The organism is Cryobacterium sp. TMT2-15-1 (genome assembly GCF_004402345.1).
GTDB lineage: Bacteria > Actinomycetota > Actinomycetes > Actinomycetales > Microbacteriaceae > Cryobacterium > Cryobacterium sandaracinum.
Window position 1 is genome coordinate 1 of sequence record NZ_SOGD01000026.1, and the last position, 17,417, is coordinate 17,417.

General features: G+C 63.4%; 19 protein-coding genes and 1 pseudogene. 10 read left to right on the forward strand and 10 right to left on the reverse strand.

What is annotated here, in order from left to right; all coding sequences use genetic code 11:
- A partial coding sequence (locus E3O62_RS05805) for a hypothetical protein (protein ID WP_206750871.1) occupies positions 1-346 on the forward strand: 346 nt, incomplete at its 5' end.
- A 433-nt stretch (positions 347-779) separates the two neighbouring features.
- On the forward strand, positions 780-1,421 hold the full coding sequence (locus tag E3O62_RS05810) for a hypothetical protein (protein ID WP_134397846.1): 642 nt from the start codon (positions 780-782) through the stop codon (positions 1,419-1,421).
- Between the two features lie 127 nt (positions 1,422-1,548).
- On the opposite strand, the gene E3O62_RS05815 is transcribed toward E3O62_RS05810, so the two are convergent.
- Positions 1,549-2,019, reverse strand: coding sequence for an N-acetyltransferase (locus E3O62_RS05815; RefSeq protein WP_134397847.1), 471 nt, complete (start codon positions 2,017-2,019; stop codon positions 1,549-1,551).
- Positions 2,020-2,217: 198 nt separating this feature from the next.
- Between E3O62_RS05815 and E3O62_RS05820 the strand changes: the two genes are divergently transcribed.
- The 4 genes from E3O62_RS05820 (at position 2,218) to E3O62_RS05835 (ending at position 5,696) form a co-directional block, all read left to right on the forward strand.
- Positions 2,218-2,727, forward strand: coding sequence for a GNAT family N-acetyltransferase (locus tag E3O62_RS05820; protein ID WP_134397848.1), 510 nt, complete (start codon positions 2,218-2,220; stop codon positions 2,725-2,727).
- Positions 2,728-2,890: 163 nt separating this feature from the next.
- Complete coding sequence (murJ, locus tag E3O62_RS05825) at positions 2,891-4,468, forward strand: murein biosynthesis integral membrane protein MurJ (protein WP_134397849.1); 1,578 nt, start codon at positions 2,891-2,893, stop codon at positions 4,466-4,468.
- 305 nt (positions 4,469-4,773) lie between these two features.
- Entirely contained in the window at positions 4,774-5,148 is a 375-nt protein-coding gene (locus E3O62_RS05830) for a hypothetical protein (RefSeq protein WP_134397850.1), read from the forward strand.
- Positions 5,149-5,258: 110 nt separating this feature from the next.
- Positions 5,259-5,696 (forward strand): hypothetical protein, encoded by a 438-nt coding sequence (locus tag E3O62_RS05835; RefSeq protein WP_134397851.1) that lies wholly within the window; start codon positions 5,259-5,261, stop codon positions 5,694-5,696.
- Between the two features lie 274 nt (positions 5,697-5,970).
- Here E3O62_RS05835 and E3O62_RS05840 read toward each other — a convergent pair whose 3' ends face one another.
- The gene (locus tag E3O62_RS05840; protein ID WP_134397852.1) at positions 5,971-6,924 is read right to left on the reverse strand and encodes an SDR family NAD(P)-dependent oxidoreductase; all 954 of its coding nucleotides are present in this window, start codon (positions 6,922-6,924) and stop codon (positions 5,971-5,973) included.
- Between the two features lie 10 nt (positions 6,925-6,934).
- The gene (locus E3O62_RS05845; protein WP_134397853.1) at positions 6,935-7,720 is read right to left on the reverse strand and encodes an SDR family NAD(P)-dependent oxidoreductase; all 786 of its coding nucleotides are present in this window, start codon (positions 7,718-7,720) and stop codon (positions 6,935-6,937) included.
- 101 nt (positions 7,721-7,821) lie between these two features.
- Here E3O62_RS05845 and E3O62_RS05850 point away from each other — a divergent pair, with 101 nt between their 5' ends.
- The gene (locus tag E3O62_RS05850) at positions 7,822-8,682 is read left to right on the forward strand and encodes a helix-turn-helix transcriptional regulator (protein ID WP_134397854.1); all 861 of its coding nucleotides are present in this window, start codon (positions 7,822-7,824) and stop codon (positions 8,680-8,682) included.
- A gap of 657 nt (positions 8,683-9,339) precedes the next feature.
- On the opposite strand, the gene E3O62_RS05860 is transcribed toward E3O62_RS05850, so the two are convergent.
- A complete protein-coding gene (locus tag E3O62_RS05860; protein WP_134397855.1) occupies positions 9,340-10,191 on the reverse strand; it encodes a helix-turn-helix transcriptional regulator in 852 nt (283 codons plus the stop codon).
- Between the two features lie 101 nt (positions 10,192-10,292).
- On the opposite strand from E3O62_RS05860, the gene E3O62_RS05865 reads away from it, so the two are divergent.
- Positions 10,293-10,988, forward strand: coding sequence for an SDR family oxidoreductase (locus E3O62_RS05865; RefSeq protein ID WP_134397856.1), 696 nt, complete (start codon positions 10,293-10,295; stop codon positions 10,986-10,988).
- Positions 10,989-11,910: 922 nt separating this feature from the next.
- Here the strand turns inward: E3O62_RS05865 and E3O62_RS05875 are convergent.
- Positions 11,911-12,912 carry an LGFP repeat-containing protein gene (locus E3O62_RS05875; RefSeq protein ID WP_134397857.1) on the reverse strand — a complete coding sequence of 334 codons (1,002 nt, stop codon included), beginning with the start codon at positions 12,910-12,912 and terminating at the stop codon, positions 11,911-11,913.
- Positions 12,913-13,220: 308 nt separating this feature from the next.
- On the opposite strand from E3O62_RS05875, the gene E3O62_RS05880 reads away from it, so the two are divergent.
- Complete coding sequence (locus E3O62_RS05880; protein WP_166786424.1) at positions 13,221-13,955, forward strand: helix-turn-helix domain-containing protein; 735 nt, start codon at positions 13,221-13,223, stop codon at positions 13,953-13,955.
- A gap of 246 nt (positions 13,956-14,201) precedes the next feature.
- Here E3O62_RS05880 and E3O62_RS05885 read toward each other — a convergent pair whose 3' ends face one another.
- The 5 genes and pseudogenes from E3O62_RS05885 to E3O62_RS05900 form a co-directional block, all read right to left on the reverse strand.
- Positions 14,202-14,735, reverse strand: a complete 534-nt coding sequence (locus E3O62_RS05885; RefSeq protein WP_134397859.1) for a hypothetical protein — start codon at positions 14,733-14,735, stop codon at positions 14,202-14,204.
- 2 nt (positions 14,736-14,737) lie between these two features.
- Positions 14,738-14,938 (reverse strand): annotated as a pseudogene (locus E3O62_RS17065) (RNA polymerase sigma factor); the annotation flags it as partial.
- A gap of 75 nt (positions 14,939-15,013) precedes the next feature.
- On the reverse strand, positions 15,014-15,334 hold the full coding sequence (locus E3O62_RS17070; protein ID WP_241973343.1) for an RNA polymerase sigma factor: 321 nt from the start codon (positions 15,332-15,334) through the stop codon (positions 15,014-15,016).
- Positions 15,335-15,477: 143 nt separating this feature from the next.
- A complete protein-coding gene (locus tag E3O62_RS05895) occupies positions 15,478-16,230 on the reverse strand; it encodes a hypothetical protein (RefSeq protein ID WP_134397860.1) in 753 nt (250 codons plus the stop codon).
- A 93-nt stretch (positions 16,231-16,323) separates the two neighbouring features.
- On the reverse strand, positions 16,324-16,668 hold the full coding sequence (locus E3O62_RS05900) for a PadR family transcriptional regulator (RefSeq protein WP_134397861.1): 345 nt from the start codon (positions 16,666-16,668) through the stop codon (positions 16,324-16,326).
- A gap of 446 nt (positions 16,669-17,114) precedes the next feature.
- Between E3O62_RS05900 and E3O62_RS16535 the strand changes: the two genes are divergently transcribed.
- Positions 17,115-17,288, forward strand: a complete 174-nt coding sequence (locus E3O62_RS16535) for a hypothetical protein (protein WP_166786425.1) — start codon at positions 17,115-17,117, stop codon at positions 17,286-17,288.
- Positions 17,289-17,417: the final 129 nt, after the last annotated feature.

The following is a 17,417-nucleotide window of genomic DNA, read 5'->3' on the forward strand; positions in this document are numbered from 1 at the left end:
CGGCAACCTACTTGACACCATCCGACAACTAGCCCAGCTTCAGCAGGACCTACTACCTCTGGAGCAGGCGATGATCGCCGACCCGACCCTCGCCCCGCCGCTTGGAGAATGGCCACAGATGCCGCTGGAGGGCCCGCCACACGATATCGCCCAATATCTCGCCGAGGAGCAGACCTTGGGCCGGGTTCGCGCCGAGTGTGACCCAACACTGGCCGCGATCACGCTGCTGGCGATGTTGTTCGGGCTGGCCGTTCATCCAGTGTTGGGCAAGGATCTCGCGGGATCGGAGCTCCTGAGCGCTTCAGTCAGTTACTTCGTAGACGGAGTCGGCGCCCCGGCCACATAACCCAAACACACCGGGTTAGCGTCGACCTGTGCTGAACTCTGCAACGTCCAGCTTGGGGCCTGCAACAGCCGTGGACCCCGTTCAACATTGCCTTTACCGTTCGCGGTCAACGTCCCCCTTGCGGGCGGGGAGCCGCGGTACCGTCGATGACATGATTACCACCGCTTGACTTCGCCTTCGGCGTTGACGCCGTGCTGATGTGGGCCATCCCCCACGCAACAACATCCGGCCGACTTGTGGTTTGATCAACAACGTGCACCATTCCGTTTCGAACCGGCACCGTCCGAGCCCCGTCGCATGGTTGTCCTTCGCGGTGTGCGGCACGCTCACTGGTTGCGCGGGAGCAGTCCCGGCGTCGGACGCGGTGTCACAAGTGTCGGCGCGAAAGGCAGTCGCTGACGTCTCTCGGGGTCTCTACCGTGAGGGGACGGACGTGATCGATGACTATGCCCGCTGGGCCGACACCGACACCGAGAAATCGACCGTAGTCGAGTTGATCGGCTACGAACCATATCCCGGCGCGATCCACGGCGAACCAGTTGGAGCGCTGCAGTTTCGTGCGACGATACAGCCCACCCCGAACGACGGGCCGCACGTCGCTTGCTTTGAGTCGCAGTTCGATTTCTGGGGCGTCGCGACCGAGGAGCCCGGCGAATGGAGCGACGACACAGCGGTCGCCCGCGACATCGCTTGCCCGCCGGACGCAAAGCGCATCCCCCCTCCGGTCGACACCCGCTTGGTTGACGTTGTTCCCGACGGAGCGGAGGCTCTCGTCGTCGAGGTGCTGACAAACGCGCCGTCCGCGGCATCCGCTGACGACATAGTCGCCGAGATCGTCAAGCGGATGCCTCAGCCGACAGGTGAGCGTGAGGTCGCGTTCGATCCCGAGGCAACGGTAGTCGACGGCGACATCGGCTTCGCGATGGGCGATGAGGACGACTGCCTGCTCGTGAAACGAGACGTCCACGGCGTGCAGGTGTTGCAGGTGCCCAAGATTCTGCTTCAGCCCGGAGAGCTCGGGTGCGCAGCCGGCACGGCGCTCCAGCCGGTCGACCAGCTACGGTCCCCCCACTGACCCAGAATCTGGGCGCTCGGCAATCGGCCCGACTGGCCGCGGATCCGTCGCGCAGGGGGTTCCACCTAGGGTGTCCATCACGGCGCTGCCCTGCAGTGACGCCAACCAGCGATATCGAAGAGGAGGCTCAGTCGAGCTTCTTGAGCATCTTCACCGAGGTTGTCTCGTAGCCGAGGGAATCGTAAAGTCGCCTGGCGCCGGTGTTGAATCCGAAGACGCTGAGGCCGAGAGAGCGCGCACCGTGGGAGCGTGCATATTCCTCGCCAAGCAGCATCGTTCTTCTCCCATGACCCTGGCCACGCAGGTCAGCGTTGATGAAAACGTCCCAGACCCACCACGCCCCCGGATCGGTGGTGACATCCTGCCCGATCCACAGATATCCCACTGCCGCACCAACCTCGTTCATAACGTGAAAGACCTCATTGCCGGGGCTCTGAGTACCCTCCGGGAACGAACGAGCCATGCTCTCGACCGCAATGCGCCGAGCTTCCTCGTGTGATCGACCCTGGGCAAGTAAGTCACCGACGTACTCCGCGCAGCTTTGCTCAATCCACGTCGGGAAGTCGCTGGCTAAGATTCGCTGAAGGGATACGGTCATCTATCAATCCTTCCAGACCGACCGTCGAGTTGCACCGACGGATTCCGAGGGCAGGGCGCGAACAGGCACGAGGGTATGAACCCTTGGGTGAGGCCCTGGCCCAGATCTCTCGCGCTTAGCGCGTCCCCGTTGGGGCGAGATCCGCTCCACCAATGGCCCATGTGATCCGTCCAACCGCGCCTGTGCCATTCTCAGGAGATGGATTGGCCTCAACCTGAACCCGTCTGCTCTGAGCGGCTCCTGCTTGAACCACTCGCGGTGGACCATGCAGCTTCAATGGTCGACGTTTTGGCCGACCCGTCCCTATACGAGTACACCGGCGGCGAAGCCCCGTCATTAGACCTGCTCCACAGCAGATATGCCGCACAGACCGTGGGGCAGTCTGATGACGGTTCCCAATGGTGGCTGAACTGGATAGTCACCTACCGAGACACCGGCGAGCCAGCCGGTTTCGTGCAAGCAACCGTCGAGTGCGACGGTTCAACGCTCGTTGCTGAGATCGCCTGGGTCATTTCGCCGAGGCGCCAAGGCCAAGGCATAGCCTCCGAAGCTACCCGAATGATGATCAGATGGTTGCGAGCACACGAGGTTAACCGTTTCATCACACATATCCATCCGGAGCACCAGGCCTCGATGGGCGTCGCTCGAAATCAAGCACTACGCCTGACCTCCACCGAGAAAGACGGCGAGACCCGGTGGGTGTCCTAACAAACACCGAACGCCGCTAGAACGCTCCGGAGAGCGTTGGGGTCCGCGACGTCAGATTCACGACTGGGTTAATGCTGGTTCCTCGGCCGCTGTGGGAATGTTAGCGAATGGGGGATTTCATATCGGCCTGCCGACCTTGTTGGGCTAGTCCGGAGCTTGGCCGATGAGTGCGCGCGGCTCGATTGGGTCGATGATGGCGGCCACGCTCGTCTCCCGGGCGCTCGGTTTCCTCAAGGCAATTCTGCTCGTAGCCGCGATCGGCGGCACGAGCGAGGCGATCGGTGGGCAAACGTTCGAAATCGCGAACTCAGCACCCACTTACCTCTTCGCTCTGATCGCTGGCGGCGTCCTGGGCGCGGTGCTTGTCCCGCAGATCGTTCGGAACCTCCACGACGGCCCGGCTGGCCAGGAAAACACGGACCGGCTCCTCACCATCGTTCTAGTGGGCGGGGCAGTGGCCACAGTCATCCTCACCCTGTGCGCTCCGGGAATCGTCTGGATCTACGCAACGACCTGGTCGTCGCAGTGGCGAGGACTCGCAACATCGATGGCGTACTGGTGCTTGCCGCAGATCTTCTTTCTCATCGCATTCGCCGTCCTGTCCCAGGTCCTGAACGCGCGCGGTGTGTTCGGCGCCTCCGCGTGGGCCCCCGCAGCCTCCAACCTGCTGGGGATCAGCGGGATCCTGGCCTTCCTTTTCCTGCTGCCGACCGGGCTCGGCACTGCAGATTCGTGGAGTCCCCTGATGATCGCGGTGCTCAGCGGCACGGCCACCTTGGCCATCGCCATCCAGGCTCTGCTGCTCCTCATCCCGCTGCGGAGAATCGGGTTTCGGATCCGGTTTCGCTGGGGCTTTGGTGGTCTCGGGCATATGTCGACGCTGGCGGGCTGGACTCTTCTCGGCGTCATCGCAGGCCAGGCCGCGTACCTGGTCACGTCGAACGTCGCCAGTAGCGCCGGGAAGACCCTCAACGAGTTGGGAGTCGACGGACCCAGCCTGAATTCCCTCTCGATGGCGTACCTGCTGATGCTCCTGCCGCACGGGATCGTGACCGTGTCGCTGACGACAGCCCTCTACACACGGATGAGCGGATCCGCCGCACGAAATGACCTCGCCGAGATCGATGCACTCTCCACCCTGGCCACCAAACCAGTCGCTTACGTCGCGATCGCCACCACTGCCGCATTCGTGGCGCTGGGCCCACTGATCACCGAGGTGCTCTTTGGAAAGCCAATCATCGGGCACGTACTCCAGGTCCTAGCGATCGGACTTGTCGGCTTCAGCCAGGCCTACGTGCTCAACCGAACATCCTTCGCACTCCAGGACGCCCGCGGCCCCTTCACCACCCAACTCGTCATCGCCGGACTCTCCGCAACCGGCGCCGCAGCAGCGCTCCTCCTCCCACCTGAACTCACCGTGCTCGGAATCGCAGCAGGAATCTCCATCGCGAACCTCGCCGGCTGGCTGACCGCGCACCTATCGCTACGGCGAACACTCCGGAACCGCGGTCACGTCCCTGCCGGTCAACGGCCCCTCGCGCTCGGATACGCCCGACTGCTCGCTGCGGCCATAATCAGTTCCGCCGCCGGGCTATCACTGGTTGCCTACACCGGCACACCAACAGGATTCGTCGGCCAGGCCACCCTTTTGGCGGCCGCGGGCATCAGCGTTCTGACACTCTTCATCGCGGTGAGCTGGATACTCGGCGACCGAACACGGAACGACCTGCGCCGAAGGTAGCCACCGCAGCGGTCATCGTCCCGACCGCCCCCACGGCAGAGCAGACTGCCCGCAAAGGTTCCTTGGCAGGACGCAAAATCAAGTGGTCCACGGCCCAAAGCTGGCGGCCCGCCTATCCGGCGAATGCCCGTGTGAGTGGCTGTGAGTCCTGTGAGTCTTGTGAGTCTTGCAGCACCAAACCTCACCGGAGAGGGTTCCCCTAGGAAGCTAGATCGAGGCCAGTTTTGGACTTCGCATCGAGCTGACGGGCCTGCCATCGCGCGCTGTGGGATTATGCAGTCATGTGGATATTTGGGGCCGCTCGAGTGTTGACTGTTGTCGCGAGTGCGTTGACCGTGAGCGGGTGTCAGGCGGTGCTTGAGCCTCGTTCGACGATGGGGATTGACGATGTGGTGGAAGCTTTCACAGCGCAGCCCGATCTTCCCGTGACGAATCCACGCGATATTACCGCCGATGCCTGTGCAAAAAACGACGCCTGCCTAGCGGCGGTGCGGTCGCAGGAAATCTCGATTTATCGTTTTGAGTCGCCGAGCGACGCAGAGAAATTCGTAGAAACCCTCGGGGAGAACGGCTATCAGTCCGACTGGATTGTTCTGGAGTATCCAGGAGCTAAATTCGACACCGATCCAACTGAATCGTCGTATGCCGGCATTATCGACTCCATGTGGACGAGCGATTGATGACCACCGGCAAGTCGACCATCGTCACTCAGCGAGTCCCACGAAGGGTTAGCGCATCGAGGCGTGCGTCTTGGATTTCAACGCCCGCATTACTTACTTGAATCGAGAGCATGTTCCGTATCGAGAGAGCCGCTAGCGCGAGTGGTCACAAGGTCATTGATGACGAGCGGGGCGTGTGGATACAGATGCTGTGCGGCCGGGGTCGAACCCCTGGCGGGGTGTTCAAGCTGGTCGTCGGTGAGACGGTCATTCCGTTTGAAACCGAACGCGACTACATCGAAGACGCGGACGGTGCCGGTCACCTTCTGACTCGGTTCGTCTTTTTCGGGCTCTCTCCGGCCGCCAGTGTGAGGGGTGTCGCGCCGAACATGATGATGTCTCCTTCGGAGCGGCGCAGGTACATGCTTCTAGCCACCGAGGCTCTTCTGGTTTTCGGGAGTTTCTACGACGGAGATTCCAAACCGGAGGGCTGGACCCGGGTTGAGCTTGATGGGGTCGTTTACACGTTGGTGAGCTTCGGGTACGAATCCGGAGCGACGTCTTCCTGATCCATGGATATAGACCGTGGCGCGCCAGCAGCCCTCGATCGCGCTGCTCGGCCGCCTGCAAATTCCCGCCCGGCCAGGTGGGCGTCGGCGCCGGTCCGAACTGAACTCATTCTTTGAGGTAAAGCTCGAGGGCCGGCACGCGCATCAGTGCCAGGGCCCGTTTCTCGATCTGGCGGATATGCTCCCGGGTCCCCCTCTCACGAGCGGCGATTTAATCGAGCGTGCGAGGTTGGGCTATCGGCGCGAAGTTGGGAGAACGTTGGAGTGCCGGCCGTCACCCGGCGCGTGCGACGCGCAGCAGTTCGACCGAGACATCCCACAGTCGTTCGGCCGCGGCCGGGTCCAGGGCGTAGTCACGCACCCCGTGCACGCCGTCAACAATGGCTCCGACGACCTCGGCCTCATGGCAGTCCTCGAAGTAGTGGCCGCCGACTCCCGCGAGGGCTGGCCATGTGGCGAGCAGTACCGAGGTCGCGGCGCCCTGCTCGGGAGACTTGACCGCCAGACCGGCCGCGGCGGCGTATGCCTTCGTGGCGGCGAGTGCCGCCGGGGCCCAGTGCCGCTGCAGGTTGGTCCAGATACCGCCCGGCATCAGCGCGTTGGCGGTGATGCCGTCCGCGGCCCAGCGCCGGGTGGCCTCGACTGCGAACAGCACGTTGGCTGTCTTCGACTGCCCGTAGGCGCGGTCGGCGTCGTAGGGGTGACGTGCGAAGAAGAGGTCGTCGAAGACCACGGGCGAGCTTCCGTGGCCGCTCGAGCTCACGACGACGATGCGGGCTGCGCCGTCGGCGGCGAGTGCGTCGTGCAGTCCGCCGGCCAGCGCGAAGTGGCCGAGGTGATTCGTCGCGAACTGCAGCTCCCAGCCCTGAGGAGTAAACGCCTGAGGGGAGTTCATCACCCCGGCGTTGTTGACCAGGATGTGCAGCGCCCCGCTCCAGTTCGCGACGAAGGCGTCGACCGAGTCGAGGTCGGCAAGGTCGAGCCGGGCGACTGACACGGCCGAGTTGCCGGTGGTCGAGGCGATGTCCTTCGCGACCGCGCGGCCGGCATCGACGTCGCGCACCGCGAGGGTGACGCTCGCCCCCGTCGCCGCCAGCGCGCGGGCGGTCTCGATGCCGATCCCGGATGCCCCACCGGTCACGATCGCAGACCGTCCGGTCAGGTCGATGCCGGCCGCGACCTCGGCGGCCGTACTTGTCGCGCCGAATGGCGTCGTAATGAGTGTCATCCTCCTATCCTCACGCCGGGCGGGTGGCGGAGATCCCACCGTCGACATCAAGGATGACGCCGTGGATCATCGTGGCGTCATCGGAGACGAGGAACAGCACCCCGCTGGCGATGTCGGAAGGGCGGATCACCACGCCGGCCGGAGTGTCGGCGGTCATCGAGTCGAGGATCGGGCGGGCCGCCTCGTTGCCGGGGGTGAGCGTCACCCCGGGCGCGACGGTGTTCACGCGCACGCCTCTCGGACCAAACTCGGCCGCCCACGACCTCGTCAACTGTTCCTCAGCCGCCTTCGTGGCGGAGTACATGGCGGCAAACGGATTGCCAACCCTGGCCATCCAGGACCCGACGTTCACGATGCATCCGCTGCCGCGCCCGGCCATCGCAGGGGCGATCTGGCCGACGAGCACGTGTGGGGCGCGGATGTTCACCGCGAGCATGGCCTCCAGGTCGGTGTCGTCGAGGTCCGCCGTGGCGGTGGCCGGGTAGATCCCGGCGTTGTTGATCAGGATGTCGATGCGGCCTCCAAGTGCCCGCGTGACGTCGGTCGCGAACCCGCGGATGTCGTCGGAGGAGCCGCCGAGATCGACGGCGATGAAGTCGGCCCGACCGCCGGAGGACCGGATAGCGGCGACGATCGCGTCGCCGCGGGGCCGGTCGCGGCCGCCGACGACGACGTGCGCGCCCTCCGCGGCCAGGGCGTTCGCGATTGCCTCGCCGATGCCGCTCGTGGCGCCGGTCACGAGGGCGGTGCGTCCCTTGAGCCGGGCGCGGATCTGCTGTGCTGGTGTGGAAGTCATATCCACAGTTCTAGACGTGGCGAGCCGACACAGCCAGACCGCACCCAACCCGGGCATGACAGGACCAGTCGGGCGCCCCGCCACGCTCATAGAGTGGACCCATGCCCACCGATCGAGTCGCCCTCGGGGAGTTTCTCCGCTCCCGCCGCGACCGCCTGACCCCGGCCCAGGCCGGCATCCAAGCCTTCCCCGGAGCCCGGCGGGTGCCCGGCCTGCGCAAGGAGGAACTGGCGGTCCTCGCCAGGGTGAGCCCCGACTACTACAGCCGACTCGAGCAGGGGCGGCAGTCCAACATCTCGCGCTCCGTGCTCGACGCTCTCGCGCGGGCGCTCCGCCTCGACGAGACCGAACGCGCCCACCTACTCGACCTCGCAGACCCCGACCTGGCTGACCCGAACTCCAGAGCACGAGGCAGTACCCCTGGTCAGCGGGCCGACCCCGGGATGCTGCGGCTCATGACCGCACTCGACCACCTGCCCGTGCTGCTCCTGGGGCACCGCGCCGAGGTGCTGGCGAGCAACGCACTTTTCGGCGCGGTGCTGACCGAGCTACACCCCGGCTCGTCCTTTCCGCGGTTCCTGTTCCTCGACCCGCTCGCGCGCGAGCGCATCCTCAACTGGTCCCAGTTCGCCTCGACACTCGTGGCATCGCTGCGCCGTGACGCGGCCCGCCACCCGCACGATCGGCGCCTAACCGCCCTGATCGACGAGCTTCGCAGTACGGATGCCGACGTCGCTCGCTGGTGGGACGACCACGGGGTGCGCGACTACGCGTCAGTGGCCAAGATCATCCGCCACCCCCTAGTCGGCGACCTAAGCTTCGACATCGAGATCGTCTCGCCGCCCCGGAACCCCGACCAGCACCTCATCGTCTACACCGTCGAACCCGGCTCGACGACCGCGGGCATGCTCCCGGTCCTCGCTGGCTGGCAGCACCACTCGCACGCAATGCATGCCCGCTAGCGTCTTCGCGCTTGCCGAGCTCTGCCAGCCCATGTGGAGGAAAAGACACCTTCACGACCGTAGTGCGCGTTCACGGCAGTGTCACGGCCCGCCCGTTCTTCGAAGCTCACGGGTTCGTCGTCAACGAGGAGCGCCACCCGGTGCTCCGAGGCGTCGTCATGACGAACTGGGCGATGAGTCGTCCCGTCCAGCGTTTTGTTTGCGGGCGAGTCGCCTCAGCCCGGCACGGCCCGGTCGGGCTCGGTGGAATCGTGTCTCTCGTTACATTGAGCGTGTCGCGCGGGCGGTCTGTCCGACTCTTAACGTGGTCGGAGGGTCATGTCAGTTGAACATCTTTTCACTTGTGCTGCGATTGCCATTCCAGGGCCGTTAGGTACCAGGGAACAGTTCGGCTAACCGTGTTCCCAGTCATGGCACCCATCTGCACGGCACGACATCCGCGATCGACTTCGTCGCCGTCGACGAACTGGGCCATTCGGCGAAGCGCGGTAGGCGCTCGGCGTTAGTTCACTGGTCAAGGTCGGCGCGCCCATTGGGGCATGCAGCAATTCTGGGCAACTGCTCCCTAGGAACAGGGAGACCATTGACGCCCCATGAACAGCGCACCGACCCGTTGCCAGTAAAGACAGCATCCCGGCTGATGCTGTTGGTGGAGGGCTAGGGAGCCTGAGCCTCAGTGGCGAACGTCTGCAGCCCAGCGACGCGGATCACATCGAGCTTGCCGGCCTCCGGGGTGTTTGGCTCTGCACTGTAGATGACCAGGCGCAGGTCGCTACCGGGGACGGTGTGCACGTCGCAATCAAGGGTGATCTCACCGACGAGGACTGATGCGATCGTTTTGCGTTCGGCGAGGTGCCGGCTGACGGCGGTTTCACTCCACAGTGCGGCAAACTCGGCGTTCGACGAACGGAGGTCGCTAACGAGTTGGGCGAGGTGCGAGTCGTCAGGATAGTGTCCGAACGCGATCCGCAGGTCGGCAACGATGTTGCGCGCAAAACCGAGGCGGGACGCGGCATCCCGAACCACGGGCGCCTCACCCTCGGTGAAGAAGAGCCGGACGAGGTTCCTGTTCCTCGGCGTGAGCGTCGATGGGTCACCCAAGAGCGCCGCCCACAGCGGGTTCCACCCCACGATGTCCCAGGCGGCCGAGTAGACGCTTGCGAGGGTGTCGGCAAGTCGATCAACGATGCGTTGGAGACTGGGCGTAATGTGACGCGGCAGATCCCTGTCAGTTGGCACCACGGCGCCCGCGACCCGGTAGAGGTGGTCTCGCTCGTCGTTCGTGAGGCGAAGTGATCGCGCCAGGGAGCCCAGCACCTGCGCGGAGGGAGCACGCGCACGTCCCTGTTCGAGGCGCACGATGTAGTCGACCGAGAGCCCGGCGAGGGCCGCGAGCTCTTCGCGGCGCAGCCCCGGAGTTCGCCGACCGTCACCGCCCGGCATGCCCACCGCCGCCGGGGAGACCCGATCTCGCCATCCCCGCAGCACTGATCCAAGTTCTGAGGTCATCACCCCAGTGTCCCCCGCCCGCGACAACTCAGGGTGGTACTGCCAGTCCCATGGACAACCTGTGCCTAGCACTCTGGCCGGACGGCCCGCAACATCGATACATGACAATCACACTGATCACCGGATCCAACACAGGTCTTGGCTTCGAGGCCGCCCGCCGCCTCGTGGCGCTCGGACACACCGTCTACCTCACGGCGCGCGACGCCGAGAAGGGCCGCGTCGCTGCCGCGGCCCTCGGCGCACGCTTCGTACAGCTCGACGTAACCGATCACGCATCCGTCACGCGCGCTGCCGCAGAGCTCCAGCGCCTGGAAGGGAAACTCGACGTGCTCATCAACAACGCGGGCATCGCCGGGCCGGACACCTCGCCCGCCGAGGTCACCGCAGCCGAAGCTCGAACGGTCTTCGACACGAACGTCTTCGGCGCCATGCGCGTGACCCAGGCGATGCTTCCGCTGCTGAACGAATCGACCGCTCCCGTGATCGTCAACGTCTCGAGCGGGTTGGGGTCGTTCGGAATCGTCACCGACTCGGCACGCATGGAATCGCGCTACCCGTCACTCTCGTACAGCGCATCGAAGGCCGCGATCTCGATGCTCACCGTGCAGTATGCGAAGGCCTTCCCCGGCCTTCGGGTCAACGCCGTCGACCCCGGCTACACCTCGACAGCACTCAACGGTCACAACGGAACGCAGACAGTGACCGAAGGAACGGATGCGATGGTGCGGCTCGCAACAATCAGCCGCGACGGCCCGACCGGAACCTTCCACGACGCGAGCGGACCCATCCCCTGGTGACGAGCCGTGCGGAGTCGACTCTCACCGCAGAGTGAGGCCTCCGCCGCCAGGACACCCGAGCTGAGCAATTGGGCGAGCCGGCGGGCGGAGCACCCCCCAGGGGTGTTTGTCGGATTCGGCGCCCCGATCCTGGCGCCGCCATCGGGCACTGTCGTTGCCGCGATCGACGGCGAGCTTGATCTGGAGGCCGGCGCTCACAATTGACGCTGATTCCTATTGGCCGGGGATTTTGTCCCTCCGGCTGTCCCCGTGCGGAACACCGATGGAGCCCCGCCATTCGCCCCGCTCGCCCAACGAGTGCAGGGTCGGCCTACGGGAGGCACGTGCCCACCGTGAGTACGATCGGGCCATGGCACATATCAAAGATGATGGTCGCTCCGGCTTGGAACCCATCTGTCCGGCATCGCAAGATCCACCCCTTCAGGCGCTACTGCCTGGCTTGGACCGACTTACAGCATCATCGTTTCGGAAGGGAACCCTCAGCCGCCGGAGAATCCATCGTGCGATTCTCTTGTTGGTCGCCGTGGCGGGCGTCACTGCTGCGCTCATCACTGCGAGCGTCGTGCTCTGAAGGTTCCCAAACGTCACTTCCCCGAGACTTCGGAACTTCGGCGAATTCGCGCCGGATGTGCGTCCCTAAACGTCCGGCTTTCGGGCAGCTCCAGCTGTCCATTTTCAGAAGTTGGCTGCACAGATGTCAAAACTCGTCCGCCCCGCCTATTGGCCGATCCGCGTGACGAGGAAACTTCGCTCTCTAGCGATCTGTATACCTTCGCCACCGTTCCGGGAACAACTCGAAGGTCGCTGTCCAGCTGGCGCACAGATGGATGACATTGATCGGCGGGGTAGGACGCCGAACGTTTCGACCGCAGTTGCCAACACCCACGAGTGAACGTCGGGCCACAGAATGCTGGGTCCCGATTCAGGCAGTGCCAAGTGTGACATAGATCTTGTACGTTGCACCTTCGGAAGAGCCGAGCACTGGCGTTTCGACCTTGTAGGTCAAACCCTTGAACGAGCTGGTAGGGGTACGCGCGGCGAGAACTACCAACTGCTTCGGAGTGAGGGTGATCACGGCCGACCCAAGGTGATCGTCGCCCGTGCCCAGTGTGGCGTTCAGAAAGTCGGCCGTTGGCTTCTTGAGGATGGGGACGATCGCTGCAAGCACGGGCCCGACATATGGCACTTGGGTGGCGGCAGCGGCCGCGGCGTTGAAAGATTCGTCGACGAATTTGGTTACCTCAGCTTTGTACGCGTCGGGATCGCCAAGGTCGTGCTCCATCAGCACGACTGCAAGCGAAAGGCCGCTTGGCTTACCCCTAAATATCTCGAGGAAATCCGGCCGGCTCTCTCCTGCGTCGACATCTTCGTAGATCTTTGACCGCGATTCACTTGTCGTAGAGGGCGAAGTCACCCCGAGAACGACATACGGCTCATCAGAGTCCGACGACTGATCCTGGTCCGTCTCGCCGAAGCACATTAGGCCGGTGTATTGAACGACGATGTCATTCAATTCGATCGCCCCGACGTCGCCCCAGAAGTAGATTGCGCCGCGTTCGAAGGCACTCACGCGGCCACCATCGTCGCCGAAGGCCATCTCGTCGGTGAGAGGCATGCCCAACCAGCTGGAAGCTCCGCCCAACTGTTCGTATCGGTCTCCAATTACCCCGTGCACCCAAGCCGTACCACCGTCAGCACGCTTGTAAATGACACCGTCCTGGTAACGAACACGCGTCCCGGCGCCCGCGCTTTCGATTGCAGAAACCGGTTCCCCCGGCGCACCACTCAGTCGAGCAACGTGGTCTCGGAAGGGCTGCCATAACAGCTCCTCGAGGCTCGGGGCCGGAGGATTACGTACGAGGTCGACCTGCGGCTTGGTAAGCCGTACGGTGTTGCTCCTTTGAATTGTGAAGTCCGTAGCCATGGTGTTTACATCCTTCGATCTCGGCAACAATGCGATTGAGACCTCTCAGCAATTCTTCGAAGAAGTTCAACCGACTGAGGCTCATGGGCGTTGCATTCTTTTGGCGAATCAATCAGAATTCGTGCAAACTCATCATTTGCGCGCGCAACCTGCCGCGCCTAGTAAAAACGCGACACGTTCCCTGAACCCCGGAAAGGGGCTGAGTAGCGATGCGGACGGTGCAGTCAGCGCCCGCCTCACCTTCGCTTCGCCCGTTTGTACGCGCGTTCGCCCACCGTAGGGCGACCGGGGTGTTCCAGGCTCAACCGATGCCGGCTTACCTGGAGACAATCGTCCATTTCGACTTCGCAGACCTTCCAATCGTGCAGTCGGCTGGCGGAGGGGTTGGGCTGGGCCGCCCCTTGGCGTTGGTGGGTCCACATACACACGCAGGCACCAACGTGCGTTTCGAGGGAAGTATCGATTCGTTTGCGATCTTCCTTCAGCCCGGCGCGCTGTGGTCGCTCTTCCGGGTGCCTACCAGCGTGGTGAATGAGACGCATTTCGACGCAGAGGATGTGCTCGGAGCGCCCGTCGCGGAGCTCTGGCGTGTCCTGGCCGAAACGCCAGAGTTCGGCAAACGAATACGAACCGCGGAATCGTTCATCCGAAAGCATGCGAACTTGGAATATGAGGCAACCGTCACCACCGTGGCTGCGTCACTAATGGCCCGTCGAGGGGGCCGGATCGCCATCCACGACTTGGCATCGCGAATGTACCTCAGCGCGCGGCAACTAGAGAGGTCCTTCCTCCGGGAGGTAGGAATCTCACCCAAACGCTTCGCACGAGTTGCGCGGTTCCAAACTGCCTTGGACGCCCGGGTCAGTCGTCCGGACCAGTCATGGATCGACATTGCGATCAACTCTGGATTCCACGACCAGATGCACATGGTCCACGAGTTCCATTCCCTCGGCGGCTTTTCGCCGACACTCACTGTTGAGCGACTCGGGGATTCCCGGCCGTCCGCACTCGCCGCCTCCCATGGTTGGTCCGTAACGGACTAGCTCTAATCGATTGGATGTTGCGGCACTTTGCCGACGCACTCCAGCCCGGAACGCAGTTGTTTCGTCGCGAGCAGCGGCGAGCATCTTAAGGAGGTACGGATGCAGAGACGTGTCATCGGCCGGAATCGGCGGACAACTCCCGCTCAGTAGGTCATCGGTTTCACCGTCTCGCCCTCGGAGAAACAGGCATTCCCATAACCGAACTTGGACGCAACCGATTCCGCCGCGCTCGTCCTTCCTCTGCGGTTAGGGGGTGAAGGGTCTGCCGGATCCGATCCGGAATACGCCAATCACCTTCGTGCCATCCGATGCGTAGGCCAAAATGTCAACGTAGGTTCCTTCGTGCGCCTTCGTCCACTCGATCGCTTCCTCGGGTGACTTCACGTTCGAGCCTTCAGCGGCTTCGAGGTCCTTGGAATATACGTAGGCCGGCTTCATATCGAGGGTTTGGACGAGGATGAGGTCGGGTGCGATCGCGCTGCCTCCTTGGACACCGAACGTTTGCCCGTTCGCGTTGACAGGCCAATCCGGAACCGGCCCGAGTGTGGCCTGTCCGCCAGGAGAGGCCGAGGGCGTGTAGAACATGGTCCCGTAGTTCACTGATACTGCCGTTCCGCCGGTTCCGACGGCCGCGATCAGGAGGATCACCGCAGTCCAGAGCCCGGCCCGCCCTCTTCGAGTCGCGGGATGCTTCTGCTGAGGGAGCGAACCTTCCGCTTCAGCGACAAGGAAGTGCCTCATTTGGGTTTTGCGCTCCGGGGTAAAGTTGTGGTCGTTCATGATCAGGCAGTCCCTTCTGGCTGCACGCGCGGAGTCGGTGCTGCACCGGCAACATCGAGGGCAAGACGGGTTTTGGCACGGGCGAGTCGGGATTTCACCGTGCCGACCGGGATTCCCAAGGCCGATGCCGCCTGGGCCATCGACATGTCCTCAAGGACGCACAAGGCCAGGACGTCCTGGTCCCGTGAGCTCAAGCGGGAGAATGCCTTCCGGACTCCTGTTCGGTGCGATTGGGCGTCGAGACGTTGGCCGGTAGCGTCCGCGAAATCGTCGGCGTCTCAAGGTGCAGGGAGTCTGGCAAGGAGCAGGTGTTGGCGCCGCCGGGAACGGGCGAGATTGCGGGCCGTGTGGTTGGCCGTCACGAGGAGCCGGCCGATGATCGATGTGTCCACCACGCGAACGGACCGGCGCCGCTTCCACGCCATGAGAAAGACGATGGCGGTCACATCATCAGCGTCGGCGCGTGAACCTGTCAGTCGAAGGCTGTGGCCGAAGACGCGATCTGCGTGAAGTTCAAAGACGCGCCCGAACGCTTCAGGATCGTCCGCGACTGCGCGCAACCACAATGCGCTCTCACTCACGTCCTTCAGGTGGTCCATACCTAACAATGTCCACTCGGCTCATTCGAGTTCCATTTTTCTGACACGAGTGTCAAAGGTCGTAGTGAAAAGAAGGAGCTCCATGTGGCACTCGCGAGAAACCAAGTCGAAACGTCGCAATGGGGGTTCGGTCCGTGGACCTTTCAGCTCGGCTTCGATGCGCGCCTGTTCGCGTGACTGAGGTCTCGTGCTGTGGGCCAAAGCAGCGCTATGGCTCCCATATATGAGGCGGCGACACCTGCCCCTTGCCCAACCAAGATCGGGCTCAGGCTGAAATCGAAGTGATGCGCGCGGAGGAGGTCGGTCAGGAAGAGGCCGACCAGGACGAGGACGAACGCTGCGGCCACACGTCCGGCGTCGCGAGCGGAGCGAAGTGGCGATGCCGCTGCCAGGCTGAGTCCGGCGAAGATCACGACAGCTGGGATGCTGGGTCCGAGCCATGACTGGAGCGAGGACATGATCCCGATGACGATGATGGCCGGCACGCACAGTAGGGCGATGAAACGGGCAGTCCTTCCCCTTGAGAGCAGGGCGAGGACGAGAGCGATCGCAAGCATTCCACCGACGATGACCGACGGGTTGGAGAACGGTCCGACCGTCCCCGCATAGGTGATGTTGGGTGCCCAGGTGATGCCACCCAGATACCAGAAGGAGAAGACGACGCCGAGGGCGAGCGCGCTCAGCCCGACACGGCTGAGGCGTTCGGGAGCGATGAAACGCGCATACAGGCCGGCGGCCACAAGCGCGAGGCGACTCGACCGAGTGGGGGCAACACGGCCGTCCGCATCATCCTCATCCATCAGTACGGCGATGATGGCCTCTTCGTTTCGTTCCCGCCACGCGGCCGGATACCAGCGGACGAGTTTGCGGTACTGCGAGTCCCGAGAGTCGTTCATGTCAGTCCTTCGAGAGTGAGGTGAGTCGCGACGAGGGTGAAAGTGAGGTGGACAGAAGAATTACCGGAGGAATGGCGATGGCGCGAACGCCCATCACGACGCGGCCAGCGGACGTAGGGCTCGACGTGCTTGCAGCCTGGTCCGCGCCTGGTGAGCGTTTGCCTCCAACCGGGCGACTTCGACCTCGAGCTCCGCAGCCCCTGTGTCGGTCAGCCGGAAGTAGCGACGCAGGCGACCGTCGACGACTTCATCGCCGTCCAGCGCCACCCAGCCCTGCTGCCCAAGCCGTTCAAGAGCTGCATACAGCGTTGCGACCTTGAGATTGAAGCGACCCCCGGATAGTTCTCGGGCTTCCTCCATCAACGCGTACCCGTGACGCCGACCTCCGGTTAGAGCAGTCAGGACCCAGAACGTTGGTTCACGCATTTCGGATGCCATGCGCTCAACATAGTCTTCTGTCTGGAGTATTACAACGAATCCGACATAGATCCGAATGTCGGATCCTCGGACATTTCCCCTTCTGTGTCAGGCGAACAAGCATGACTCGACAGGGCGCAGGTGCTCATGATGCATGGTCTTCCCGTTGAGAGTTCCCAAAGGGCACTACCCCGAAACCTCGGAACCTCGGCAAATTGGCGCTAAATCTGCGTCCGTCGAGGTTCGGCTTACCGGACAGCGGATGAGCTCACATGTGACGGCAGAATGTCTTCAGCAGCCTCGGCCGCTGATGGCACTTGGGTGACGCAAGGACGATCTTGTACTTGTGTCTATTGGATAGACGTCGGTCACCCTCGTAGAGTGACAAATATGCGCGGTGAAGTAGCTGCGCGATCGTGCAGGCTCTCGACGCCGAGACGCACACGATTTGGAGATCGGGGCACCGTATGACTCAGTCAGGTGGCCATGCCGGGCTATGGCAAGTACTGGGGGCGATCCTGTCCTTCTTTGCCAAGGGCATCGGTGCCGGGCTGTCCTCGATCGCCACCATGACTCTCGCAGGCCGAGCTGCCCCGGGCGACCTGCCAACATCGCCGCCGCCGAAGGAGTATCGCCCGTAGACGACCAGAGCCGCCTCAGCGAAATCGGCTACTGACCCAGACCGAGGGATTTCCGAGGCTGGCTGGCATCCTGGACCTTCGTCCATCGAGCGCGCCTCCGGCCAGCGCGAGCCAAAAATCTGCCGTGAA

Excerpts from the sequence above, each read along its gene's own strand:
- E3O62_RS05815 (WP_134397847.1), bottom strand. The coding sequence starts at position 2,019 with ATGACCGTATCCCTTCAGCGAATCTTAGCCAGCGACTTCCCGACGTGG.
- E3O62_RS05820 (WP_134397848.1), top strand. The coding sequence starts at position 2,218 with ATGGATTGGCCTCAACCTGAACCCGTCTGCTCTGAGCGGCTCCTGCTT.
- murJ (WP_134397849.1), top strand. The coding sequence starts at position 2,891 with ATGAGTGCGCGCGGCTCGATTGGGTCGATGATGGCGGCCACGCTCGTC.
- E3O62_RS05835 (WP_134397851.1), top strand. The coding sequence starts at position 5,259 with ATGTTCCGTATCGAGAGAGCCGCTAGCGCGAGTGGTCACAAGGTCATT.
- E3O62_RS05840 (WP_134397852.1), bottom strand. The coding sequence starts at position 6,924 with ATGACACTCATTACGACGCCATTCGGCGCGACAAGTACGGCCGCCGAG.
- E3O62_RS05845 (WP_134397853.1), bottom strand. The coding sequence starts at position 7,720 with ATGACTTCCACACCAGCACAGCAGATCCGCGCCCGGCTCAAGGGACGC.
- E3O62_RS05850 (WP_134397854.1), top strand. The coding sequence starts at position 7,822 with ATGCCCACCGATCGAGTCGCCCTCGGGGAGTTTCTCCGCTCCCGCCGC.
- E3O62_RS05860 (WP_134397855.1), bottom strand. The coding sequence starts at position 10,191 with ATGACCTCAGAACTTGGATCAGTGCTGCGGGGATGGCGAGATCGGGTC.
- E3O62_RS05865 (WP_134397856.1), top strand. The coding sequence starts at position 10,293 with ATGACAATCACACTGATCACCGGATCCAACACAGGTCTTGGCTTCGAG.
- E3O62_RS05875 (WP_134397857.1), bottom strand. The coding sequence starts at position 12,912 with ATGGCTACGGACTTCACAATTCAAAGGAGCAACACCGTACGGCTTACC.
- E3O62_RS05880 (WP_166786424.1), top strand. The coding sequence starts at position 13,221 with ATGCCGGCTTACCTGGAGACAATCGTCCATTTCGACTTCGCAGACCTT.
- E3O62_RS05885 (WP_134397859.1), bottom strand. The coding sequence starts at position 14,735 with ATGAACGACCACAACTTTACCCCGGAGCGCAAAACCCAAATGAGGCAC.
- E3O62_RS17070 (WP_241973343.1), bottom strand. The coding sequence starts at position 15,334 with ATGGACCACCTGAAGGACGTGAGTGAGAGCGCATTGTGGTTGCGCGCA.
- E3O62_RS05895 (WP_134397860.1), bottom strand. The coding sequence starts at position 16,230 with ATGAACGACTCTCGGGACTCGCAGTACCGCAAACTCGTCCGCTGGTAT.
- E3O62_RS05900 (WP_134397861.1), bottom strand. The coding sequence starts at position 16,668 with ATGGCATCCGAAATGCGTGAACCAACGTTCTGGGTCCTGACTGCTCTA.
- E3O62_RS16535 (WP_166786425.1), top strand. The coding sequence starts at position 17,115 with ATGACTCAGTCAGGTGGCCATGCCGGGCTATGGCAAGTACTGGGGGCG.